At 73.6% G+C, this 23715-nt stretch carries 21 protein-coding genes and 3 tRNA genes; 3 read left to right on the forward strand and 21 right to left on the reverse strand.

Going from position 1 to position 23715, the window contains the following annotated elements:
- Positions 1-33: 33 nt before the first annotated feature.
- From AC07BF_RS06295 to AC07BF_RS06350, 12 genes are all read right to left on the reverse strand, one after another.
- Positions 34-897 carry a hypothetical protein gene (locus AC07BF_RS06295; protein WP_363629201.1) on the reverse strand — a complete coding sequence of 288 codons (864 nt, stop codon included), beginning with the start codon at positions 895-897 and terminating at the stop codon, positions 34-36.
- Between the two features lie 274 nt (positions 898-1171).
- Positions 1172-4054, reverse strand: a complete 2883-nt coding sequence (gene leuS / locus AC07BF_RS06300) for a leucine--tRNA ligase (RefSeq protein WP_363629200.1) — start codon at positions 4052-4054, stop codon at positions 1172-1174.
- Positions 4055-4318: 264 nt separating this feature from the next.
- A complete protein-coding gene (locus AC07BF_RS06305) occupies positions 4319-5623 on the reverse strand; it encodes an NsdA family TPR-like regulatory protein (protein WP_350878238.1) in 1305 nt (434 codons plus the stop codon).
- A gap of 97 nt (positions 5624-5720) precedes the next feature.
- Positions 5721-5793: transfer RNA gene (locus AC07BF_RS06310), tRNA-Ala, on the reverse strand.
- 289 nt (positions 5794-6082) lie between these two features.
- Positions 6083-6155 (reverse strand) — tRNA-Ala (locus AC07BF_RS06315).
- 43 nt (positions 6156-6198) lie between these two features.
- A tRNA-Ala gene (locus tag AC07BF_RS06320) sits at positions 6199-6271 on the reverse strand.
- Between the two features lie 196 nt (positions 6272-6467).
- Entirely contained in the window at positions 6468-7115 is a 648-nt protein-coding gene (locus tag AC07BF_RS06325) for a histidine phosphatase family protein (protein ID WP_478333039.1), read from the reverse strand.
- Positions 7112-7570, reverse strand: coding sequence for a ribosome silencing factor (gene rsfS / locus AC07BF_RS06330; RefSeq protein ID WP_063347541.1), 459 nt, complete (start codon positions 7568-7570; stop codon positions 7112-7114). Before rsfS ends, AC07BF_RS06325 begins: the two co-directional genes overlap by 4 nt.
- A 129-nt stretch (positions 7571-7699) precedes the next feature.
- Positions 7700-9538, reverse strand: a complete 1839-nt coding sequence (locus AC07BF_RS06335; protein ID WP_363629198.1) for an LCP family protein — start codon at positions 9536-9538, stop codon at positions 7700-7702.
- A gap of 12 nt (positions 9539-9550) precedes the next feature.
- Positions 9551-10183 carry a nicotinate-nucleotide adenylyltransferase gene (gene nadD, locus AC07BF_RS06340; RefSeq protein ID WP_363586407.1) on the reverse strand — a complete coding sequence of 211 codons (633 nt, stop codon included), beginning with the start codon at positions 10181-10183 and terminating at the stop codon, positions 9551-9553.
- A 124-nt stretch (positions 10184-10307) separates the two neighbouring features.
- Entirely contained in the window at positions 10308-10463 is a 156-nt protein-coding gene (locus AC07BF_RS06345) for a hypothetical protein (protein WP_167745857.1), read from the reverse strand.
- A gap of 152 nt (positions 10464-10615) precedes the next feature.
- Positions 10616-10762 (reverse strand): hypothetical protein, encoded by a 147-nt coding sequence (locus AC07BF_RS06350; RefSeq protein ID WP_159398425.1) that lies wholly within the window; start codon positions 10760-10762, stop codon positions 10616-10618.
- Between the two features lie 248 nt (positions 10763-11010).
- Between AC07BF_RS06350 and AC07BF_RS06355 the strand changes: the two genes are divergently transcribed.
- The gene (locus AC07BF_RS06355) at positions 11011-12105 is read left to right on the forward strand and encodes a M48 family metallopeptidase (RefSeq protein ID WP_063347544.1); all 1095 of its coding nucleotides are present in this window, start codon (positions 11011-11013) and stop codon (positions 12103-12105) included.
- Positions 12106-12173: 68 nt separating this feature from the next.
- Here the strand turns inward: AC07BF_RS06355 and AC07BF_RS06360 are convergent, their stop codons facing one another.
- A complete protein-coding gene (locus tag AC07BF_RS06360; protein ID WP_478333034.1) occupies positions 12174-13571 on the reverse strand; it encodes a DUF2079 domain-containing protein in 1398 nt (465 codons plus the stop codon).
- A 129-nt stretch (positions 13572-13700) separates the two neighbouring features.
- Here AC07BF_RS06360 and AC07BF_RS06365 point away from each other — a divergent pair, with 129 nt between their 5' ends.
- Together AC07BF_RS06365 and AC07BF_RS06370 are read left to right on the forward strand one after the other, a co-directional pair.
- Positions 13701-14378 (forward strand): response regulator transcription factor, encoded by a 678-nt coding sequence (locus AC07BF_RS06365; protein ID WP_363586409.1) that lies wholly within the window; start codon positions 13701-13703, stop codon positions 14376-14378.
- A complete protein-coding gene (locus AC07BF_RS06370) occupies positions 14368-15954 on the forward strand; it encodes a sensor histidine kinase (protein ID WP_478333035.1) in 1587 nt (528 codons plus the stop codon). Before AC07BF_RS06365 ends, AC07BF_RS06370 begins: the two co-directional genes overlap by 11 nt.
- Here the strand turns inward: AC07BF_RS06370 and AC07BF_RS06375 are convergent, their stop codons facing one another.
- The 8 genes from AC07BF_RS06375 to rplU all read right to left on the reverse strand — a co-directional run bounded on the left by AC07BF_RS06375 (position 15955) and on the right by rplU (position 23620).
- Positions 15955-17013: an SCO2583 family membrane protein gene (locus AC07BF_RS06375; protein ID WP_478333036.1), complete on the reverse strand. Its 1059-nt coding sequence runs from the start codon at positions 17011-17013 to the stop codon at positions 15955-15957.
- A 116-nt stretch (positions 17014-17129) separates the two neighbouring features.
- The gene (locus tag AC07BF_RS06380) at positions 17130-17708 is read right to left on the reverse strand and encodes an SCO2584 family spore wall biosynthesis protein (protein ID WP_363629194.1); all 579 of its coding nucleotides are present in this window, start codon (positions 17706-17708) and stop codon (positions 17130-17132) included.
- Positions 17709-17841: 133 nt separating this feature from the next.
- Positions 17842-19164 carry a glutamate-5-semialdehyde dehydrogenase gene (locus AC07BF_RS06385; protein ID WP_363586413.1) on the reverse strand — a complete coding sequence of 441 codons (1323 nt, stop codon included), beginning with the start codon at positions 19162-19164 and terminating at the stop codon, positions 17842-17844.
- A 136-nt stretch (positions 19165-19300) separates the two neighbouring features.
- Positions 19301-19825: a hypothetical protein gene (locus AC07BF_RS06390; protein ID WP_400332296.1), complete on the reverse strand. Its 525-nt coding sequence runs from the start codon at positions 19823-19825 to the stop codon at positions 19301-19303.
- Positions 19826-19993: 168 nt separating this feature from the next.
- Positions 19994-21130 carry a glutamate 5-kinase gene (gene proB / locus AC07BF_RS06395; RefSeq protein ID WP_363586414.1) on the reverse strand — a complete coding sequence of 379 codons (1137 nt, stop codon included), beginning with the start codon at positions 21128-21130 and terminating at the stop codon, positions 19994-19996.
- Between the two features lie 321 nt (positions 21131-21451).
- The gene (obgE, locus tag AC07BF_RS06400; RefSeq protein WP_363586415.1) at positions 21452-22930 is read right to left on the reverse strand and encodes a GTPase ObgE; all 1479 of its coding nucleotides are present in this window, start codon (positions 22928-22930) and stop codon (positions 21452-21454) included.
- 100 nt (positions 22931-23030) lie between these two features.
- Complete coding sequence (gene rpmA, locus AC07BF_RS06405; protein ID WP_360211510.1) at positions 23031-23288, reverse strand: 50S ribosomal protein L27; 258 nt, start codon at positions 23286-23288, stop codon at positions 23031-23033.
- A gap of 14 nt (positions 23289-23302) precedes the next feature.
- Entirely contained in the window at positions 23303-23620 is a 318-nt protein-coding gene (gene rplU / locus AC07BF_RS06410; protein WP_280677087.1) for a 50S ribosomal protein L21, read from the reverse strand.
- Positions 23621-23715 lie beyond the last annotated feature (95 nt).

Genomic DNA, 23715 nt, shown 5'->3' on the forward strand with positions numbered 1-23715 from the left:
CGAAACACGGCCGCAGCACCCGACGCGGGGTGCTCAGCCCGCCGTGGGCCCCGCCGACGGCTTCCGCAGCCGCTGGGCCAGTTTGGCCAGCGGGTCGGCGAGCCCGAGCAGTTCCTCCGCGCTCGGGCGCCCCTTCCCGTCCGTCAGCCCGGCCCGCGCAGCACCGCCGGAGGCCGCCCCTGAACGCGTACCCGCAGACGCGGACGCGGAGCCAGAGGAGCCAGCGGAACCAGTGGCAGCAGCGGAACCAGCGCCAGCAGCGGAGCCAGCGGCGGCAGCAGAGCCTGCGGAACCGGCGCCGGCAGCGGAGCCACCGGAGGAGGACGCGGACGACGACTCCCCCGAGGTGTCCCAGTGCCGCAGCGCCCCCGCCTCGCTCTCGCACTCCTGGCTGAGCCGGCTCAGCTCGTCGTCCGCGAACCGGTGCATCCGGTCCTGCGCGGCCCAGCGCATGGTCTCCGCGGAGTGGGTGATCCGTTCGGCGCGCTCGCGCAGCTCCGGCAGCTTGGCCGCGATCCGCGCGGTGTCCGGCTCCCGCTCCAGCATCCGCAGTTCGCCGTCGAGTTCGGCGGCGTGCGTGTCGAGCCTGCCGAGCAGGGCGAGGGACTCGCCGAGCTGGCCGTCCTGGGGGAGGCCGCTCTCCAGCACCTGCCGGGTGCCGTCGAGCGAGGTGCGCAGGCCGAGCCGGACGGCGGCGATCTGGCCGGGCGGTCCGACCTTGGTGAAGGTCTTCGCCTTGAGGGTCGCGTTCTCCACGGCGCGCCGGGCATTGGCCTCGTGCCGCCCGATCTTCGTGGCTACGGCCTTCGCCGCCTTGACCGTGCCGACCACGGCCAGGACGAACGCCGCGATCCCGAAGAGCAGGACCAGGCCGATCATCACGCCGAACGCGTCCATCGCGAGCCACCTTCCGCCACCGTTTCGGCCCCCACCGGACCCAACGCGGGCCGTACTGCCGAGGGTTCCACGGTAGCCGCCGGATCGGGCCCGGAGCGGACGGAACGGGCCCGGGCGGCGGAGATCAGGGACAGATCGGGGATCTCCCCGAGGGTTCGCGGGTCCTCCCGGGGCTCCGGGCACGAGCAAGGGCGGGCGTCCCGAAGGACACCCGCCCCAGCAGCCTCAGCCGACCGACTACCAGTCGACCGACCTGAGCCTCGGCCTCTCAGCCTCAGCCGGTAACGATGTTCACCAGCTTCGGCGCCCGCGCGATCACCTTGCGCACCGGCGCCTCGCCGATCGCCGCGACGACGGCCGGGTCGGCCAGCGCCAGCGCCTCCAGCTCGGCGTCCGAGATCGTCGGCGCGACCTCCAGCCGGGCCTTCACCTTGCCCTTGAGCTGCACCACGCAGGTCACCGTCTCGTCCACCACGTACGCCGGGTCGGCGACCGGGTAGTCGGCGTGCGCCAGCGACTCGCCGTGGCCCAGCCGGCGCCACAGCTCCTCGGCGATGTGCGGGGCCAGCGGTGCGACGACCAGGACCAGCTGCTCGGCCACGGCGCGCGGCGTGGAGCCGCGCTTGACCAGGTAGTTGTTCAGCTCGATCGCCTTGGCGACGGCCGTGTTGAACCGCAGCCCGGCCATGTCGCCGCGGATGCCGTCGATCGCCTTGTGCAGGGCACGCAGCGTCGCCTCGTCCGGCTCCTCCTCGGTGACGACCAGGTCACCGGTGGCCTCCGAGACGACGTTGCGCCACAGCCGCTGCAGGAAGCGGTACGAGCCGACGACGGCGCGGGTGTCCCAGGGGCGGGAGACGTCCAGCGGGCCCATGGACATCTCGTACAGGCGCAGCGTGTCGGCGCCGTACTCGTCGGCGATGTCGTCGGGCGCGACGGCGTTCTTCAGGGACTTGCCCATCTTGCCGGCCTCGCGCTTGACGGCCTCGCCCTGCCAGAAGTACTGGCCGTCGCGCTCCTCGACCTCGGCGGCGGGCACCGGGAAGCCGCGCTCGTCGCGGTAGACGTCGGCGGTGATCATGCCCTGGTTGAACAGCTTGTGGAACGGCTCGACGGACGAGACGTGGCCCAGGTCGTGCAGCACCTTGTGCCAGAAGCGCGCGTACAGCAGGTGCAGCACGGCGTGCTCGGCACCGCCGACGTACAGGTCGGCGCCGCCGGCCGGCTTGGTGGCCGTGGGGCCCAGCCAGTACTTCTCGTTGGCCGGGTCGACGACCGCCGAGGAGTTCGACGGGTCGACGTAGCGCAGCTCGTACCAGCACGAACCCGCCCAGTTGGGCATGGTGTTGGTCTCGCGCCGGTACGTGCGGACGCCGTCGCCCAGGTCCAGTTCGACGTTGACCCAGGCCTCGTTGCGCGACAGCGGGGTCTTCGGCGAGGAGGTGGCGTCGTACGGGTCGTAGGTGTGCGGCGAGTAGTCCTCGACCTCGGGGACCTCGACCGGCAGCATCGACTCGGGCAGGGCGTGCATGACGCCGTCCTCGTCGTAGACGATCGGGAAGGGCTCGCCCCAGTACCGCTGGCGGCTGAACAGCCAGTCCCGCAGGCGGTAGTTGACGGTGCCCTCGCCGATGCCGCGCTCGGCCAGCCAGGCGGTGACGGCGGCCTTGGCGTCGACGACGCTCAGCCCGTCCAGCGTCAGCCCGTCCCGGGAGGAGTTGACGATGACGGAGTCGTAGGTGTCGAAGGCGTCGTCCCAGGCGGCCGGGTCCTCGCCGCGCCCGTCGGTGGGCTGGACGACGCAGCGCATCGGCAGCGCGAAGGCGCGGGCGAAGGCGAAGTCGCGGTGGTCGTGGGCGGGGACGGCCATGATGGCGCCGGTGCCGTAGCCCATCAGCACGTAGTCGGCGATGAACACCGGGACGGACGCGCCGCTGACCGGGTTCACGGCGTAGGCGCCGGTGAAGACGCCGGTCTTGACCTTGGCCTCGACCTGCCGCTCGACGTCCGACTTGGCGGCGGCGGTGGCCCGGTAGGCGGCGACGGCCTCGGCGGGGGTGGCGGCGCCGCCGGTCCACTCGGCGGGCACGTCCACGGGCCAGGCGGCCGGGACGATCGAGTCGACCAGGCCGTGCTCGGGGGCCAGCACCATGTAGGTGGCGCCGAACAGGGTGTCGGGCCGGGTGGTGAAGACGGTGATCTTCTCATCGGAGCCGACGGCGAAGTCGACCCGGGCGCCCTCGGAGCGACCGATCCAGTTGCGCTGCTGCAGCTTGATGGCCTCGGGCCAGTCCAGCAGGTCCAGGTCGGAGATCAGGCGGTCGGAGTACGCGGTGATGCGCATCATCCACTGGCGCAGGTTGGACTTGAACACCGGGAAGTTGCCGCGCTCGGAGCGGCCGTCCGCGGTGACCTCCTCGTTGGCCAGGACGGTGCCCAGGCCGGGGCACCAGTTGACCGGCACCTCCTTGGAGTACGCCAGCCGGTACTCGCCCAGCAGTTCGTCGCGCTCGGCGGCGGACAGGTCGGCCCACGGGCGCCCGTCCGGGGTCGGCTTCGCGCCGGACTCGAACCGGGCGATCAGCTCGGCGATCGGCCGGGCCCCGCCGGCCTGCTCGTCGTACCAGGAGTTGAAGATCTGCAGGAAGATCCACTGGGTCCAGCGGTAGTACTCCGGGTCGATCGTGGAGATCGAGCGGCGCGGGTCGTGGCCCAGGCCCAGCCGGCGCAGCTGCTGGCGCATGTTGGCGATGTTGGCCTCGGTGGAGACCCGCGGGTGGGTGCCGGTCTGCACCGCGTACTGCTCGGCGGGCAGGCCGAACGCGTCGTAGCCCAGCGTGTGCAGCACATTGTGGCCGGTCATCCGCTGGTAGCGGGCGTAGACGTCGGTGGCGATGTAGCCCAGCGGGTGGCCGACGTGCAGGCCCGCGCCCGAGGGGTACGGGAACATGTCCATGATGAAGCTGTGCGGCTTCGCGGCGACGTCACCGGCCTCCGGGTCGGCCAGCGCACCGGCGGGGTTGGGGGCGTTGAAGGTGCCCTCCTTCTCCCAGAGGTCCTGCCAGCGGGACTCGATCTCCGCCGCCAGCGCGGCGCTGTACCGGAACGGCTCGGTCGCGGTCTCGGCCGTGCCGGACGCAGGGGTCGTCTCGCTCATGGTCCTTCAAGCTCCATCGATGTCAGTTGGCGAACCGCGCACACGGCCGGCCCGTGAACGGGGGCGGAAAACAAAAAATCCCCTCGCAGGAGGGGACGCCACGCCGACTCCGGCACCGCCCGAGGGCGTAACCGGTCCTGGTCAGCGCGGCCGGCTAAGGAGCAGGCGCACGGTTCGCATGGGCTCAGGGTACCGCAAGCAGATCAGCGCGCTCCCGGGTATCCGCCGGGGCCCGACGGCCCCGGGCCCGCCCCCGCACGGGCCTCACCGCCCCGCCGACGCCGCCGCCCGCGTCGCCGCGTCGAAGTCGCGCAGCGCCCGCGCCAGCCGCTCGGACTGCATGCCCGCCGCGAGCGCCCGGGCGAGCGACGCGGTGCGGGCGGCCTCCCGCTGGTCGCCGAGGCGCCGGTGGGTCTCGGCGAGGCGGACCATCAGCAGCGCCTTGGACCGCCCGCGGCCGGCCCCCAGCCCGGCGACGGCCTCGGCGAGCAGCGCCTTGGCCATCCGGTGCTGGCCGAGTGCCAGCCGCCCCTCCCCCACCATCCCGGCGAGTTCGGCGCGGGCCGCCTCCGTGCCGGGCACGCCGTCGAGTTCGGCGAAGGCCCGGGCGGCGGCGGCCTCGGCCTGCTCGGCCTCGCCCCGGCGGCCGTGCGCGCGGGCGATCCGGCCGAGTTGCCGGGCCCGGCCGGCGGGGCTCAGTACGGAGCCGTGCCGGGCCAGGGCCGTGTTGAGCGCGGCGACGGCGTCCAGGCCGCGTCCGCCGGCGCCCTGGGTGGCGAGCACCACCAGGCCGCCGAGCACGGCGACGCCGAGCCGGGCGTCGCCGCTGACGTGGGCGGCCCGCAGGGCGGCGACGAAGGCGCGCTGGGCGGCCGCGTCGTGGCCGAGGTCGTACGCGGCCCAGCCGGCCAGCCGGGCGAGCCGGCTGGCCGTGCCGTACAGCTCGCGGCCGACCCGTTCGTCGTAGGCGCCGAGTTCCAGCAGCTTGGCCAGCATGGCGAGTTCGGCCCGGGTGGGGCCGAGGACGAGTCCGCCGCCGCAGGAGCGTTCGAGCCGCTGCTTGCTGCGGTAGGACAGGCCGAGGTCGCCGACGAGGCCGGGGTCGATGCGCAGCGCCCCTTCGCCGCCCCCGACGGGCGGGGGCGGGGAGGCGAGCCGTTCGGCGGCCTGGTCGAGGTCGGCGCCGCGGAAGAGGTCGGTGAGGCGGACGGGCCCGGCGTCGGTGGCGGCCTCGCGCAGCGCGGTCTGGGCGGTGTCGGCGGTCCACGGGTCGGTGAGCAGCCGGGGCGAGAGGATCTTGGCGCCGCGGTGGCCGCCCATCCGGCCCCAGAGCTGTTCGTAGGTGACGGCGATGCCGAGGGTGCGGCTGAGCACTTCGCAGACGGTCTGGTCGTGCGGGCTGCGAGGCACCATGCCGCGGTCGCGCCACTTGTAGGGGGCGGTGGAGCTGATGGCCAGGCCTGGCGGCAGGGCGAGGCTCACCTCGCGGGCGAGCCGTTCCGGACTCCAGCCGAGCTGGTGCAGTATCCGGGCCAGTTCCTCGTTCCGCCTTCTCTCCAGATCGGCCATGGAACGACGGTAGCGGTCTTTCCCGCCGTTCCGCCGGTGGCATGCGCAGAACGCCGAAGGGCCGCCTCCCGTTTCGGGGGGCGCCCCTCGACTGCTGTGGAGCTACGGGGAATTGAACCCCGGACCTCTTGCATGCCATGCAAGCGCTCTACCAACTGAGCTACAGCCCCTTGACCTGCGATGTCACCGGGGGCTTTCGACCGTTTCCGTCCGGTTTCCCTCGGCGACATCGACTACTTTACACGGTCCCGGGGGTGCTCCACGAATCCGCTCCCGGGGGCCCGCGTTCCCACTCCCTCGGACCCGCGCTCGCCCTCCCCGGAGCCCGCGCTCCCCCACCCCGGGCCCCGCACTGCCGCCCCCACTCCAAGCCCCGCACTGCCGCCCGCGCCCCGCCCCGGAGGCGGCCCGGCAACGCGAGAGGCCGCCACCCGGTGGGTGACGGCCTCTCAACTGCTGTGGAGCTACGGGGAATTGAACCCCGGACCTCTTGCATGCCATGCAAGCGCTCTACCAACTGAGCTACAGCCCCGCGACACGGGCGCTCCTGATCGAACAGGAGCGCTGGTGCGGAGTGGAGCTATGGGGAATTGAACCCCAGACCTCTTGCATGCCATGCAAGCGCTCTACCAACTGAGCTATAGCCCCGCAGTCGTCGGATCTCCCGCTTCCCTTCCGGGCCGCGTTCCTTCCCTGCGAACGAGGAAAACTCTAGCTGGTCAGGCCCGGAACTGCGAAATCCGCCCCCGCGGAGCCCCTGCAAGCCCCCTGCGAAGCCCCTGCACGCCCCTGGCGAGCCCGCAACCCAGCCCCGCCCCACCCCACCCCGCGACGCGCCCGTCGCTCAGGTGTCGTCGCCGATGACCGGCTGCGGGAGCGTGCCCGCGTTGTGCTCCAGCAGGCGCCAGCCGCGCGCCCCCTGCCCGAGCACCGACCAGCAGCAGTTGGACAGCCCGCCGAAGCACTCCCACTGGACCGGATCCAGGTCCAGCAGTCGCCCGAGCATGGTGCGGATGGCGCCGCCGTGGCTGACCACCACCAGCGTCCCGTCCTCCGGCAGCTTGTCGACGGCCTCCAGCACGACCGGCACCGAGCGGTCGGCGACCTCGGTGGCCAGTTCGCCGCCGCCGCGCCGCACCGGCTCGCCGGCCGCCCAGGCCGCGTACTCCTCCGGGAAGCGGTCGCGGATCTCGGCGTTGGTCAGGCCCTGCCAGGAGCCCGCGTAGGTCTCCCGCAGGCCCTCGTGGTGCTGCACGTCGAGGCCGGTGACCTTGGCCAGTTCCTCGGCCGTGCGCTTGGCCCGGGTGAGGTCGGAGGAGATCAGCAGGTCGGGGCGCAGGCCGGAGAGCAGCCGGGCCGCCCGCTGGGCCTGGAGGACGCCCTGACCGGTCAGTTCGATGTCCGTGGTGCCCTGGAAGCGGGACTCCAGGTTCCACGAGGTCTGGCCGTGGCGCCAGAAGACGACGCGCGGCCCCCGCCCGTCCCGGCTCAGTGCAGGTCCTCGGGCTTGCCGAAGTCGTCGGCCGGGGCGACGACGTTGCCGGCCTCGTCGGTGTGGGCGTCGGGCCGGTTGCGCGTGGCCAGGGCGTCCTCGGGCAGCGGCAGCTCGGGGCAGTCCTTCCAGAGGCGGTCCAGCGAGTAGAAGGAGCGCTCCTCGGAGTGCTGGACGTGCACGACGATGTCCAGGTAGTCGAGCAGGATCCAGCGGCCGTCGCGCTCGCCCTCGCGGCGCACCGGCTTGATGTCCAGCTGCTCGCGCAGCTGGTCCTCGATCTCCTCGGCGATCGACCGGACCTGGCGGTCGTTGTTGGCGGAGGCGATCAGGAAGGCGTCGGTGATCGACAGCACCTCGCTGACGTCGAAGGCGATGATGTTGTGCGCGAGCTTGTCGGCCGCCGCCTGCGCGGCGACGGTGATGAGCTGCTGGCTGTGGTCGGTGACGGTCACGGTGTTCTTCCGGCTCGGCGGCTTGGGGGCGACCCCCGGCTCCTGGCCGGGGGTCGCCTTCCAGGATCTCACGCCGCCCGGGCGGCCCCGGAACGCTTTTCCGGGGCCGCCCGGGCCGGAGGCCGCGGCCTACTGGCTCTTCGGCGGCTGGTAGTCCTTGCCGAGCACGACCACCAGGTCCGCGTTCTGGGCGTCGCCGACCTTCTTCACCGCCGTGTCCGGCAGTCCGAGGCTGATCGCCAGCGACTTCGCCGCGGCCTGCCGGGCGTCGTCGGTGTAGCGGATCTCACTGGCGGCCTGCGCGGCGGTCTTGGAGCCGCCGGGCAGGAAGGTCAGGCCGGAGTTCACGATCTGGACCTGTGCGGCGGCCGCCGCCTGGTCGTTGCCGGTGGCGTCCTGGAGCGAGACCCGGGCGGGGGCGTCGGCGGAGGCCGCGGACTTCACGGTGCCGCCGAGCACGTCCTTGACCTGCTTGCCGGCGGTGGCGTCGTCCAGGCCGCCGTCCGGTTTGACGGTCAGCGCGGTGGTGCCGAGGTGGCCGTCCTTCGCCTGCTGGGCGAGCTGGGCGAGCACCCCGGCGAGGGCGTCCTCGGGCAGCGAGGGGTCGAGCACCGCGTTCATCCGGTGCACGTCGTCCTTGGCGTCCTTGAACTCGGTGGGCATGGCGCGCACCACCGCGTCCATCACCTGTCCGAACCGGGCCAGTTGGGCGTCCCGGTTCTCGCCGGACGCCTGGAGGGTGGCGTAGGCGACCGCGGCCTTCCCGTTCAGCAGGGTGTTCTTGCCGGCCGCGGACAGCAGCTTGCCGTCCGGCTTTCCGCCCTCGTGGGTCTCCGCGTTGGTGTCCACCCGGACGCCGCCGAGCTGGGAGACCAGCATCTCCAGGTAGGGGGTGTCCAGCCGCCAGGTGCCCGCGACCGGGGCGCCGAGCACGGTGGACAGGCCGTCGCGGGTCGCGGAGGCGCCGATGCTGTCCATGGCCTGGCCGACGGTGGTGACCGGCGGGTCGCCGGGGCCGGGCAGCCGCAGGGTGTCGGGCAGCAGGAGCACGGTGCCCTTCTTCCCGGTGGAGTCGTTGACCAGCAGCGCGCTGGAGACCTTGCCCTGGAGGTCGCGCAGGTGGACCACGTTGACCTGGCGCGGACCGGCCGCGTTCGCCGCGGTCTGCTTGTCGCCGGTGAACCAGAGGTAGCCGCCGGTGCCGGCCGCCGCGAGCGCCACCACCACGCCGAGGCCGATCAGCCGGTTGCGCAGCCGGCGGCGGCGCTCGGCGCGCACCTCGCTGCGGGACTCGGCGAACTTCAGCCAGTCGATGACGTCCTCGGACTCCTCCCCCTCCTCGTCGACGAAGGTGAACTCGTCCGTGGGGTAGCCGTCCTCGGCGGCCTTGCCTCCGGCCTTGCCGCCGGACTTCCCGGCCCGGGCCCCGCCGACCAGTTCGGACGGCGGCTCGGGCTTGGCGCCCGCCGCCTCGGCGGCGGGCCGGGGCACGCGCGGGCGCGGCGGCGCGGGGGCGACGGGCGCGGGCGCGACGACGGCCTCGGGCTCGACCGCCGCCTGTGCACCCGCCGCAGGCGCGGCCGGGTAGGCCTGCTGCTGGTAGCCGCCCCCGGCCTCCGGCCCGGACGACCCCCATCCGCCGTACGCCGGGTCCTGGTAGCCGTAGCCCCCCTGCTGCTGGTACGCCTGCACGGGCTGCCCGTACTGGTCGTACTGCTGGTCGTACTGCTGGTCGTACTGCTGCGGGGGCTGCTGGTGCGCCTGGTAGGGCTGCTGCTCCTGGTAGCCGCCGTACGGGTCCGCCGCGTACACCGGCTGCCCGTACTGGTCGTACTGCTGCTGGTCGTACTGCTGCTGCGGAGGTTGTTCAGGCTGCTGCTGGTAACCCTGGTACTGCTGGTACTGCCCGGTCGACCAGTCCTCCGGCTGCTGCTGGTGCCGCTGGCCTCCGCCGCTTCGCTCGGTCACGCCCGCTCCTGGTCAGGTCCGGTGCGGCGCGTAGAGCGCCCGCTTGTCGATGTAGCGGACCACGCCGTCCGGGACGAGGTACCAGACCGGTTCGCCCTTGGCGACCCGGTTGCGGCAGTCCGTGGAGGAGATGGCCAGCGCGGGGACCTCGACCAGGGAGACCCCGCCCACCGGGAGCCCGGCGTCCGACAGGGTGTGTCCCGGGCGGGTGCACCCGATGAAGTGCGCGAGCGAGAAGAGCTCGTCGGAGTCGCGCCAGGAGAGGATCTGGGCGAGCGCGTCGGCGCCGGTGATGAAGAAGAGGTCGGCGTCCGGGTGCTGGGAGCGCAGGTCGCGCAGGGTGTCGACGGTGTACGTCGGTCCCTCGCGGTCGATGTCGATCCGGCTGACCGAGAACTGCGGGTTCTCGGCGGTGGCGATGACCGTCATCAGGTAGCGGTCCTCGGCCGGGGTGACGTGGCGGTCGCTCTTCTGCCACGGCTGCCCGGTCGGCACGAAGATCACCTCGTCCAGGTGGAACGCGCTCGCCACCTCGCTGGCGGCGACCAGGTGGCCGTGGTGGATCGGGTCGAAGGTGCCGCCCATCACCCCGAGGCGCTTCTTCACCGGTTCCGGTCCGCCGGGATTCCCGGCCTGCTCTCCCATGCCGCCACACCTTACGCGACGCCCGTTACGGTGCGGGAACGCCCGGGTGGGGGTTGTCCGAAGACGCGTGAGGGAGCGGCCGGCCGGTACGCCGGACGCTCCCCGAGCGGCCCCGGGAGGCGGCTCAGCGGTCCCGGTTGAAGCGGGTGGTCACGAAGAGCAGGAGCGCCAGGATGAACAGTGCGGCGCCACCCGTCAGGTACGGGTTCAGGCTCTCGTGGTTGCCCCCCTCGCTCTCGGCGAGCAGGTTCAGGACGGGGAGTGCGGCGGCAGTGTTCATGGTCGGCGGGACCTTCTCGGCTCGGGTGAACGGACCAGGGGTTCTTCCGGGCCGGTGAAGGCCCACCTGTCATCGTACGGGGGCTTACCCGGCAACCGCTCGGCGGCCCACCGCCGCTGACCGGGCGTGAGCCTGAACCGGGGCGGCGGTGCTCAGTTGCCGCGGAAGGCCCGCGCCATGATCCAGACCAGCAGGCCGACGCCGACGAACGACGCCACCACGATGATCCGCAGGAACAGGCCCGGGCCGGCCTCGTTGGAGATGGGCGCGGCCAGGCTGACAAGCGCGTCGGTGGACATCTGCGGGGCTCCTCGAACTGCTCGGTACCGGGGCCGGGGCCGGTCTCGGTTCTCCAGGGCATTCAGGGTAGACCGGCCTCACACCGGCGGCGCCCACCGGCCCCTGCGGCGTGGCCCGGCCCGCGCGTACGCTGGCCGCGGGGACGAGTACGCAACCGCGGACGTTGCAAGGACAGTCGTTGCAGGCGTAGACCAGCGGGGGCCGGCCGCCGGGCCGGGGCCGCCGTCGACCAGGAGGTACTCAGACCATGACCGACCCGACCGCGAAGACCCCGAGCCGGCGCCGTCAGCGCTTCCCCGACATCTCCACCCGCGCCTGGGAACACCCCGCGGACCGTTCCGCCCTGGTCGCCCTGCGCAAGCTCACCGGCTTCGACGACGTCCTGAGGAAGCTCGCCGGGCTGGTGTCCGAGCGCTCGATCCGGCTGATGTTCCTGGCCACCGCCGTGAAGACCTCCGAGCGCCAGTTCCCCGAGCTGTACGACATGGTGCGCGACGCCGCCTACGTGCTCGACCTGGAGCAGGTCCCGGACCTGTACGTCACCCAGGACCCGACGGTCAACGCGTACTGCATCGGCATCGACACCCCGATCATCGTGATCACCAGCGGCCTGATCGAGCTGCTCGACGAGGAGGAGCTGCGCTCGGTCATCGGCCACGAGGTCGGCCACGCGATGTCCGGCCACGCGGTCTACCGGACGATGCTGATGATCCTCACCAACATCGCCACCCGGGTCGCCTGGGTGCCGCTCGGCAACCTGGCGATCATGGCGATCGTCACCGCGCTCAAGGAGTGGTTCCGCAAGGCGGAGCTGTCCAGCGACCGGGCCGGCCTGCTCGCCGGGCAGGACGTCCAGGCGTCCATGCGCGCCCTGATGAAACTGGCCGGCGGGCACAACCTGGCCGAACTGAACGTCGACGCCTTCCTGGAGCAGGCCGAGGAGTACGACAAGGCCGGCGACCTGCGCGACGGCGTGCTCAAGCTGCTCCAACTGCTGCCGCAGAGCCACCCGTTCGCGGTGGTACGGGTCGCCCAGCTGAAGAAGTGGGCGGAGAGCGACGAGTACCGCTCGATCCTGGCCGGCGCCTACCCGCGTCGCACGGACGACCCGGACACCTCGGTCGGCGAGCAGTGGAAGGCCGCCGCCGACCACTACACGACCTCGGTGAAGGAGAGCAAGGACCCGCTGATGGGCCTGATCCGCGACGTGGCCGGCGGCGCCGCGACCGTCGGCGGCAAGCTCCGCGACACCTTCGCCGACACGTTCACCGGCGGCTCCCGCGGCGGCTCCGCCACCCGCGAGGACGGCCGCACCGACCGGGGCGAGCGCACCGACGGCTGACCCGCCGCACCCGCGCCGACGGCCGGTGCGCCCCCGCCCGGGGTCACCGGCCGTCGGCCTGCCGGGGCCTACCCCGGCTGCCAGTGGTACACCGCCACCCCCGCCCCGTCCGCCACCCGCCGGTACCCGCCGCCGTCGACCAGGCCGGCCAGGAACCGCCGCTGCTCCGCCACCGGCACCGGGAAGGCGTCCGGCTCCTCCAGCACCGCCACCCACTCCGCCACCGGCCGCCCCCAGCCGCCCGGCCCGCCCACCCCGCCCGGCGGCGTCAGGTACGGGAACAGCGACACCGCGCAGCGCCCGGTCAGCTGCGGCGCCAGGCGGTTGGCGGCGGCCACCCGGGCGCCGTCCGGGACGACCGCCAGCACCCGGCGCACCTGCGCCGCCCGCCCGTCGCCCCGCCGGGCCTCCCCCGACAGCACGCCCGCCACCGGGCCGGTCGCGGTCAGCGCCACCGTGACGGCGAGCATCCCCGCCGCCACCGGCAGCCCCCGGCCCAGCCGGCCCAGCCGGGGCAGCCGGGGCAACAGCAGGCCCACCCCGTGCAGCCCCGCCGTGCACAGCAGCGGCACCAGCACCGCGTCGTAGTGCTGCCCGGTGCGCCAGAACGCCGGATTGACCACCCAGAACCGGGCCGCCAGCAGCACGCCCGCCAGCAGCACCAGCGGCGAGCGCAGCGCCAGCAGCAGCGTCGGCGCCAGCAGCAGCAGGACGGTCAGCGCCTTGACCTCCGGGAACAGCAGCCGGACCACCGGGTTCCCGCCGTCGAACTCCCCCATGTGCGCGTACGTGTACTCGCCGCCCGGGTTCACCGCCGGGATCACCACCAGGGTGACCAGCAGCCCGGCCGCCACCGCCACCAGCACGGTGACCGCCCCCAGCCGGCGCCGCCCGCGCCACCACACGTAGCCGCCGACCGCCGCGACCAGCAGCGCCTGGTCCTCCTTGACCAGCAGCAGCGGCAGCGCCCACGCCACCGCCGGGCCGTACCGCCCCCGGGCCAGCGCCACCACCGCGGCCGCCGCGAGCGGCACCGCGAAGGCCACCTCGTGGAAGTCGAACGCCACCGCGCTCTGCAACCCCGCCGACAGCCCGTACGCGACCCCGGCGACCGCCCCGCCCGCCGGCCCCAGCACCCGCACCGCGTACGCCGTCACCGGCACCGCGGACAGCGCCACCAGCACCGCCTGCGCCACCAGCAGCGTGCCGGGGCCCGGCCAGAGCCGGTAGAACGGCGCCAGCACCGCCAGCACCGGGCTGAAGTGGTCGCCCAGGAGGTTGAAGCCCGTACCCTTCAGCGCGACCACCGGTGCTTCGAGCCGGGAGTAGGCGCGCACCGCCTCCTCGAAGATGCCCAAGTCGAAACCCGAACTCTCCAACCGGGCGTGCCGGGTGAGCGAGACCGCCGCGTACAGCGGGGCGAACAGGGCGGCCACCGACCACGGCAGCACACGTCGGAAATCCATGGTCCGGACGCTAGGAATTCCGCACTGAAGGGAAACTGAGGAAAGCTGAGGAAAACTTCAGTTCGGATATCCCGGGCAAGCCGGTCATGGCCGTTGCGGGAAAACCGAATTCCACCAAGGATGGGCGTCATGCGGCTACTGATCGTCGAGGACGAGGAGCGGCTCGCGCAGTCCCTGAGACAGGGACTGGCGGCCGAGGGATACGCGGTCGACCTGGCGGCCGACGGCGTCCAGGGGCTCGAACTCGCCCTCGTCGAGCCATATTCGGTGATCGTGCTCGATCTGATGCTGCCCGGCCTCAACGGCTTCAAGGTCTGCCGCGAACTGCGCGGCGCCGGGAATTCCGTACCGATTCTGATGCTCACCGCGAAGAACGGCGAGTACGACGAGGCCGAGGCGCTGGACTGCGGCGCCGACGACTTCCTCAGCAAACCGTTCTCCTACGTCGTGCTCACCGCCCGGCTGCGCGCCCTGCTGCGCCGCGGCGCCGTCGCCCGCCCACCGGTGCTCGCGGTCGGCGCGCTGCGGATCGACCCGGCGGCCCGCCGCTGCACCGCCGCCGACCGACAGGTCCGGCTCACCACCAAGGAGTTCGCCGTGCTGGAGTGCCTGGCCCACCGACCCGGCGAGGTGATCCCCAAGGGCGGCATCCTGGACACCGTCTGGGACGCCGCCTTCCGGGGCGACGTGAACATCGTCGAGGTCTACATCGCCGCCCTGCGGCGGAAACTGGACGTGCCCGGCATCGGCTGCCGGATCGAGACGGTGCGCGGCGCCGGATACCGGCTGGTGCCCGATGCGCGCTGACCGCCTCCACCCGCTGCTGCGCCCCTGGCACCGCTCCTCGCTCCGCATCCGCGCCGCCCTCGGCGCGGCCCTCGCCTCGGTGCTGGCCTTCTCGGTGGCCAGCCTCTGGGTCGGCGGCGCGGTCCACGACCAGTGGACGGCCGTCACCGAGAAGCAGGCCGAGCGCAGCATCCAACTCGTCACCCACGACATACCCGGCGGTTCACAGACCTGGGTCGAATCCCTGCAGGAGTCCTTCGTCCTGGTCCTGGCGGACGGACGGCTGGCGTTCCCGGTCCGCCCCTGGGACGCCGGCCGCGTCTGGAACGACACCCGCACGAACGCCTCCTGGGTCCAGGCCAGCACCCTGCTGGAGGAGTACGCCGGTCTGCCGGTCGAACCCTTCGCCAAGATGCCGTCCTACCCCCAGAACGCCACACCGGGCCGCACCGACCGGATCCGGATCCACCTGCCCGTCCACACCCGGCTGTGGCACCCGCCGCGGAGCGGCCCCGACCTCACCGACCGGGACGTCACCCTGCTCAAGCGGATCACCGACCAGGCGTCCTCGGAGGCGCTGGAGAAGTACACCGGCATCGCGGGCCTGCCGGCCCAGCGCGTCACCGTCTACCTGCTGGTCAACCCCACCGCCGCCGACCAGGCCGAGGACCGGACCACCGGCATCCTGCTGCGCTACGTACTGCCCGCCGCGACCCTGTTCACCGCCCTGATCGCCTGGCTGGTCACCGGCCTGGCGCTGCGCCCGGTGGAGTCGATCCGCCGGGGCATGGCCCGGATCGGCGCCGGCGCCTTCCACGAGCGCGTCCCGGTGCCGCCCTCGCGGGACGCCATCGCGCGGCTGGCCGAGACCACCAACACCACGCTCGGCCGCCTGGAACACGCGATCGACGAGCAGCGCCGGCTGGTCTCGGACGCCTCGCACGAGCTGCGCAGCCCACTGGCCGCACTGCGCAACTCGCTGGAGGTGCCGCTGGCCCACCCGGCGGGCGTGGAGTGGCCGCAGGTGGTGCGCGACGCGCTCACCGACACCGAGCGGCTGCAACTGCTCACCGACGACCTGCTGCTGCTCGCCGCCGTCGAGGAGCCCACCGGGCCGCTCGGCGGCGAGCCGGTGGACCTCGCCGACCTGGTCGGCGAGCAGCTCGGCGAACGCACCCACCTGCCCTCCGGCGGGCCCGCCTTCCTGGCCGTCTCCCTGGAGCCCGCACCCGTCCCGGGCAGCGAACTGCGGCTGGGCCGGCTGGTGCGCAACCTGCTCGACAACGCCGCCCGGCACGCCCGCACCGCCGTCGCCGTCTCGGTGACCGTCGAGGACGGGCACGCCGTGCTGACCGTCACGGACGACGGCCCGGGCATCCCGCTGGAGGACCGGGAGCGGGTCTTCGACCGGTTCGTCCGGCTGGACGACGCCCGCTCCCGCGACGCCGGCGGCGCCGGCCTGGGCCTCGCCCTGGTCCGCTCGATCGCCCGCGGCGTCCACGGCACCGCCGCCTTCACCGACCCGCCGTCGCCCGGCCCGGGCGCCCGCGCGGTGGTCCGCCTCCCGCTCGCCGCCGGCGCCCCGGACAGGACCTGACTAAGGCGCGAGCACCCCGCACACCTGCCAGGCCGGCTGCGCGTGGTTGCCCGGGTCGATCGGCGCCGGCGGCGGGACCTGGGTGCCCTGCGGGGTGGCCAGTACCGGCTGGAGGAAGCCGGCCATCGAGGTGGTGCAGGGCTCCGGCCCGGCCTGGATCACCGAGTCCACCAGCCGCAGCTGGGCCGAGGCCAGGTCGACCCGGTCGAACTGGAAGGTCAGCTGCCGCCGGACGGTCTCCAGGGTCACCGGCGCACCGGCCGCGGCTCCGGCCGGCTTCAGCGCGTAGACGAAGGTGTGGTCGGTGGTGATCTGCAGCGTGCCGCCGTCGGCCTCGTCGATCCGCATCGCGCCGGTCACCTTCACCGTGTCGGCGGCCAGCGCGACCTGCGCCGGGTCGAAGCGCACCAGCCAGCCGGTCAGCGCGTGGTGCCGGTCGTCGACCGGCTGGGTCACGCTGGTGTCGAACTGGGCCTGCTCCCCGGGGGTGACGAAGGCCCGCACGTCGGCGGTCGCGCCCTGGACGAGGGTGGCCGGGGCCAGCGAGGAGGCCACCAGGTAGCGCTGGACAGTGTCGAGCGCCTTGGTCACCTCGACCCGGCTGAAGTGCTCGGTGGCGGCCCCGGTCGGGGTGCCCAGTCCGATCGCCCCGTCGCTGTACCCGACCGGCAGCGCGGCGAACGGGTTGGCCGGGTCGGCGACCGGCCGGACCACCGAGGCCGGGGCCAACGCGACCAGGCTGACGGTCAGTTGGCTGCCCTCGGGCCGGGCCGAGATCCGGTTCGGCGAGCTGACCCCGAAGTACACCGCGGCCCCGAAGGCCAGCAGCACGAGCAGCAGCAGCGCGAGCGCCTGCCGCGGCACGCTGCCCAGCGGGCCGAACCGCACCCGCGGTCGGGTGGCCCGGCCGAAGGACCCGGCCAGCCGCTCCCGGGCGGACAGCTCCTGGATCCGGGCAGCCCGGACGAAGGATTCGTCGAAGACGACGGACCGGTACTCGTCCTCATTGCCGGAACCACCGTCGGGCGCACCCTCAGGAGGCTCTCGCGGGTCACCCATGACACCAGGGTAAGGCGCGCCGTCGCCCCTCCACGAGGGTGCGACCGCAGATTCCCGGGAACGCCCCGCAACCGCCCGCCCCGGCGCGCACCACCCCTGCGCCACGCCCTACGACGTCACCCCGCAGGTGCCGTGACCACGAGCGACGGCTCGGCGGGCGCGGGCCTCGGGTCGGTCCCGGGACTGCTGCTGCCGGACTCCGGGCGCCGGGGCGCGCCGGAGGAGCCGCCCACGCCCTGGTAGATCGCCGCGACCGCGACGGCCACCAGGCTCACGCCCATGATCACGGCGAGCACCCACGCCACCGGCCGGTGCCAGCGCTGCTGGGCCACGTACCGCCCGCGCCCGCGCGCCGGGTCGTAGCCGCGTCGGCGGCGGCCCGGGCGGCCGGTCGCCCGGCCGGGGCCCGACCAGGGATCGGAGTACAGGTGGTCGTCGTCGAGTCCGCTCGGGTGCGGGCGCAGCTCCAGCGGCAGCCCGTCCCCGGCGGTGACGTCATAGCCCCAGACCGGGCCCGCGGTGTCCGGCTCGAACCGGGCCTCGGCGGCGGCGAGCTGCCGCTCCTTGGCCGTCGGCTCGTGCACGGCGGCGGACCGGACGAAGGCCTCATCGAAGACCACGGTGGCGAACTCGTCGTCCGCACCACCGTGGTCGGCGCCGTCGGGGTACGGCGAGCCCCCCACATCGTCAGCCACGGCTTCAGCGTATTACCGGGCGGCCGATTTGTCTGTGGCTCATCGCAGTTGGTCCGTCACACGTGTGACGCGGGCCGCCGCGGACCGCCCCGGGGCCCGGCCGGCCCGCCGCGCGGGCCGGGACGGGCCGCGCTCAGCGCACGTCCGCGTCCCCGCCCACGGTCTGCGTCGCCTCGCCGCGCACGTGCCCGTCACCAGTGACGATGTACTTGGTGCTGGTCAGCTCGGGCAGGCCCATCGGGCCGCGGGCGTGCAGCTTCTGGGTGGAGATGCCGATCTCCGCGCCGAAGCCGAACTCGGCGCCGTCGGTGAAGCGGGTGGAGGCGTTGACGGCCACCGTGGTCGAGTCGACCAGCCGGGTGAAGCGCCGGGCGGCGGCCTGCGAGGTGGTGACGATCGCCTCGGTGTGGCCGGAGGACCAGCGGCGGATGTGCTCGACGGCGGCGTCCAGCGAGGGCACCACGGCCGCGGCCAGGTCGTAGGACAGGTACTCGGCGCCCCAGTCCTCGTCGGTGGCGGGCACCACGGTGGCGGCGCCGCCCTCGGCGGCCTTGAGCACCGCGTCGTCGCCGTGCACGGTCACCCCGGCCTCGGCGAGGGCGGCCAGCGCGAGCGGCAGGAAGGCGTCCGCGACGTCCTGGTGGACGAGCAGCGTCTCGGCCGCGTTGCAGACGCTGACCCGCTGCGCCTTGGAGTTCAGCAGGATGCCGACGGCCATCGCCAGGTCGGTCTGCGCGTCCACGTAGACGTGGCAGTTGCCGGTGCCGGTCTCGATCACGGGCACGGTCGAGCCCTCGACCACCGTGCGGATCAGCGAGGCCCCGCCGCGCGGGATCAGCACGTCGACCAGGCCGCGGGCCCTCATCAGCTCCTGGACGGAGTCCCGGCTCTCGCCCGGGACGAGCTGGACGGCGTCGGCGGGCAGCCCGGCCGCGGCGACCGCGTCCCGCAGGACGGCGACCAGCGCGGTGTTGGAGCGGTAGGCGGAGGCCGAGCCGCGCAGCAGCACGGCGTTGCCGGACTTGAGGCAGAGCGCGGCGGCGTCCACCGTGACGTTCGGCCGGGCCTCGTAGATGATGCCGACCACGCCGAGCGGCACCCGCACCTGGCGCACGTCCAGGCCGTTGGGCAGGGTGTAGCCGCGCAGCACCTCGCCGACCGGGTCGGGCAGGCCGACGACGTCGCGCACGTCGGAGGCGATCGCGGCGATCCGCTCGTGGTCGAGGCTCAGCCGGTCGATCACCGACTCGGCGGTGCCGGCCGCGCGGGCGCGGGCCACGTCCTCGGCGTTGGCGGCGGTGATCTCGGCGCTGCGGGCCACCAGGGCGTCCGCGATCGCCAGCAGCGCGGCGTCCTTCGCCCTGCGCGGCAGCGGGGCGAGCGCGGCGGCGGCCTCCCGGGCTCGGCGCGCTACGGCGAGGACGGGGCTGTCGGCGGTGGCGAGGTCGCTGCTCATGCGCCAAGGGTAGCGACTGCGCAGGGCCCGCCGAGCGGCCATTTCGCCCGGTGAGACGGCCTGGCGGGACGGTTCTCCCCTGTGGCTCATCCGTCTCCGGGCCTCATCCCGGGGGCCGCGCCGGGGGGCGTCCCCCTCAGTACGGGTGCACCCCGCCCAGGTGCGGCGGCGGATCGCCGAAGCCCTCCGCCACCCGCTTGTGGTACGTCGCCCGGTCGACCACCTCCAGGCCGACGATCTCCCACGGCGGCAGGTTCGCCGTGACCTTGTGCTCGCCCCACAGCCGCAGCGCTATCGCCGCCGCGTCGTGCAGGTCCCGGGCCTGCTCCCAGTACCGAATCTCGGCGTGGTCGGCGGCGTAGCGGGCGGTGAGGAAGAACGAGTGGTCGTGCGCCAGCCGCTCCAGCGAGGCCCGCAGCGAGGACAGCGGGGTGACCTGCCCGGACACGCTCAGCACCACGTGCCAGAGCCGGGCCTGCTCGGGCACGGTGGGCGGCTCCCCCGGGTCCGCGTGCTGCGACCGCGGCCTGCGCATCCCGCCGGGCCCCTGCGGCGGCGGACCGGCCGGCTCGGCGGGTCCGTCCCCGCGTCCGCCGTCGATGCTGGTCAGCCGCCGGCCCGCCGTCCCTGCGGTCAGCGTTGCCTCGCTTCTGCGTTCCACCGGCGGCCTCCTGTTCGGCGATGTCGTGTCGTCCCCCGCACCGGACCCGCCGGCCCGCGGCCGACCGGTACGGCTGCACCGCTCCTCGCCCGCGGCCGGGCCACTCCCCGTGCGGAGCGGCCCGCCCACCGCGCTCTGCCGATCGGCCGGTACCGGCACACCGGCCGGTCAGCCGCGCAGAACGACCAGGTCGTCGCGGTGGACGACCTCACGCTCGTACGCGGCGCCGAACTCCTGGGCCAGGTCGCGGGTGGACCGGCCGAGCAGGCGGGGCAACTCCCTCGCATCAAAGTTGACCAGTCCGCGAGCCACGATGTGGCCGTTTTCGGCAAGAAGGTCCACCGGATCACCCGCCGTGAACTCCCCGTCCACCTTGGTGACCCCGGCGGGCAGCAGCGAGGCGCCGCCGGAGACGACGGCCGTGACGGCGCCCGCGTCGAGGTGCAGGGCGCCGCGCGGGCTGCTCGCGTGGGCCAGCCAGAGCATCCGGTCGGAGGTGCGGCTGCCGGTGCGCAGGAACAGGGTGCCGGTGCGCCGTCCGGCCAGCGCGTCGGCGGCCTGGCTGGCGGCGGTGAGCACCACCGGGATGCCCGCGCCGGTGGCGATCCGGGCCGCCTCGACCTTGGTGACCATGCCGCCGGTGCCGACGCCGGCCTTGCCCGCGCTGCCGATCTCGACGCCGTCGAGGTCGTGCGGGCCGCTCACCTGGTCGATCCGGCTGGTGCCGGGCCGGGCCGGGTCGCCGTCGTAGAGGCCGTCCACGTCGGAGAGCAGCACGAGCAGGTCGGCCCGGACCAGGTGGGCGACCAGCGCGGCCAACCGGTCGTTGTCCCCGAACTTGATTTCGGCGGTGGCGACGGTGTCGTTCTCGTTGACGATCGGCATCGCGCCCATCGCCAGCAGCTGGTCGAGGGTGCGGTAGGCGTTGCGGTAGTGGGCGCGCCGGCTGGCGTCCTCGGCGGTGAGCAGCACCTGGCCGACCCGGATGCCGTACCGGGCGAAGGAGGCGGTGTAGCGGGCGACCAGCAGGCCCTGGCCGACGCTGGCGGCGGCCTGCTGGCGGGCCAGGTCCTTGGGCCGCTTGTCCAGGCCGAGCGGGGCCAGGCCGGCGGCGATGGCGCCGGAGGAGACGAGGACGACCTCGGGCGCGTCCGGGCGGCTGCGCACCTTGGCGAGCGCGTCGACCAGGGCGTCGACCCGGTCGGCGTCCAGGCCGCCGGCCGCCGTGGTGAGGGAGGAGGAGCCGACCTTGACGACGATCCGCCGGGCGGTCAGCACCTCCTCGCGCAGTGAGTCCTCGCTCATCTCGCTGTACGCCCTTCCGGTGTGGTGCGGGTGCGGCGGGCCGGGCCCGGCCGTCACCCCCGAAATCTACGCGATCCGCGCAGGTCGCCCGCAGGGTGTTTCACCGTCCGGACCCGCCCCGGCCACGGCGCCGCGACGGCCGGATCGCCGGTCCGGACGGCCGGCGGGCCGGGGCCGGTACGGTCCCTGACCGCGGGCCCGACGAAAGTGACGCCCCGTCGGTTCCGAACGGGGGCCGGACACGCGAACGGCCCCCACCGCCCCGGAGGGTGGTGGGGGCCGTTCGCCCAGGCCGGCTCGGGACGCGTCCCGCCGGCCGGGTCACTCCTCGTCGTCGCCCTCGTCGATGGCGGCCGGGCGGGTGCTGGAGAGCGCCTCGAAGGCGAGGAACTCGGCCTCGGCCGCGTCCCGGCCCTTCTGCTTCTCGCGGCGGCGGTCGACCGCCGGGCGCGGGCTCTCCAGGCGGTGGTCCTCACCGCGGCGGCCGAGCATCTCGGCGCCGGCGGCCATGGTCGGCTCCCAGTCGAAGACGACGGCGTTCTCGTCCGGGCCGATGATGACGGTGTCGCCCTCGTGCGCCCCGACCTTCCACAGCTTGTCCTCGACGCCGAGGCGGGCCAGCCGGTCGGCGAGGTAGCCGACGGCCTCGTCGTTGGAGAAGTCGGTCTGGCGGACCCAGCGCTCCGGCTTGGTGCCGCGGATGCGGTAGGCGCCGTCCTCCTCGGTGATGGTGAAGCCCTCGTCGTCAACGGCCTTGGGCCGCAGCACGATCCGGGTCGACTCCTCGACCGGCTTGGCGGCGCGCGCCTCGGCGACGATCTGCGCCAGCGCGAAGTTCAGCTCGCGCAGGCCCTTGCGGGAGGCGGCGGAGACCTCGAACACCCGGTAGCCGCGCTCCTCCAGGGACTCCCGGGTGAGGTCGGCGATGTCCTGGCCGTCCGGCACGTCCACCTTGTTGAGCGCGACCAGGCGCGGGCGCTCCTCCAGACCGCCGTACTCGGCCAGCTCGGCCTCGATGGTCTCCAGGTCGGTCAGCGGGTCGCGGCCGGGCTCCAGGGTGGCGCAGTCCAGCACGTGCACCAGCACCGAGCAGCGCTCGACGTGCCGCAGGAACTCCAGGCCCAGGCCGCGGCCCTGGCTGGCGCCGGGGATCAGGCCGGGCACGTCGGCGATGGTGTAGACGGTGTCGCCGGCGGTGACCACGCCAAGGTTGGGGATCAGGGTGGTGAACGGGTAGTCCGCGATCTTCGGCTTGGCCGCCGAGAGCACCGAGATCAGCGAGGACTTGCCGGCGCTCGGGTAGCCGACCAGGGCCACGTCGGCGACGGACTTGAGCTCCATCACGATGTCGCGGGCCTCGCCGGGCTCGCCGAGCAGCGCGAAGCCGGGCGCCTTGCGGCGGGCCGAGGACAGCGCGGCGTTGCCGAGGCCGCCACGGCCGCCCTGGGCGGCGACGAAGCTGGTGCCGTGCCCGACCAGGTCGGCCAGCACCTCGCCGTTGCGGTCCAGCACCACGGTGCCGTCCGGCACCAGCAGGACGAGGTCGCCGCCGTCCGCGCCGGTGCGGTGGCCGCCCGCGCCGGGCTTGCCGTTGGTGGCCTTGCGCTTGGGCGAGTGGTGGTACTCCAGCAGGGTGGTGATCTGCGCGTCGACGGTGAGGATGACGCTGCCGCCCTCGCCGCCGTTGCCGCCGTCGGGGCCGCCGAGCGGCTTGAACTTCTCCCGGTGCACGGAGGCGCAGCCGTGGCCCCCGTTACCCGCGGCGACGTGAAGTTCGACGCGGTCCACGAAGGTGGTCATGGTGTGCCTCCAGTGTGCGAAAGTCTGCTGCTACCTGCGTAAAGCATGAAGGGTGGACCGGAACATTCCGGCCCACCCTTCACTGTGAGTCTGGTGTGACTCAGGCCTCGGAGGCCACGATGTTGACGACCTTGCGGCCGCGGCGGGTGCCGAACTGCACGGCACCGGCGGTCAGCGCGAACAGGGTGTCGTCGCCACCGCGACCGACGCCCGCACCCGGGTGGAAGTGGGTGCCGCGCTGGCGCACGAGGATCTCGCCGGCGGAGACGACCTGGCCGCCGAAGCGCTTCACGCCGAGGCGCTGGGCGTTCGAGTCACGGCCGTTGCGGGTAGAGCTTGCGCCCTTCTTGTGTGCCATATCTCGCTATCCCCTTACTTGCTGACCGAGTCGATGCTGGTGATGCGCACCGCGGTGTGCTTCTGACGGTGACCCTGGCGACGGCGGTAGCCGGTCTTGTTCTTGTAGCGCAGGATGACGATCTTGTCGCCCTTGGTCTGGTCGACGACCTCGGCGTGGGCCTTCACACCGGCCAGGACCCACGGGTCGGACGTGACGGCTTCGCCGTCGACGATCAGGATGGTCGAGAGCTCGACCGAGTCACCCGGCTTGGCCTCGATACGGTCGATCTCCAGCACGTCGCCGACGGCGACCTTGTGCTGGCGGCCGCCTGCGCGAACGATCGCGTACATGCGGTACCTGCTTTCCTTACTCGGTCGGAACTCCCGACGCCAGCCACCTGGGTACGGACACAGGGGCCTCTCCCCGCCCGCTGCCGCGCGAACGC

It is taken from the genome of Kitasatospora sp. NPDC043950 (genome assembly GCF_056435345.1).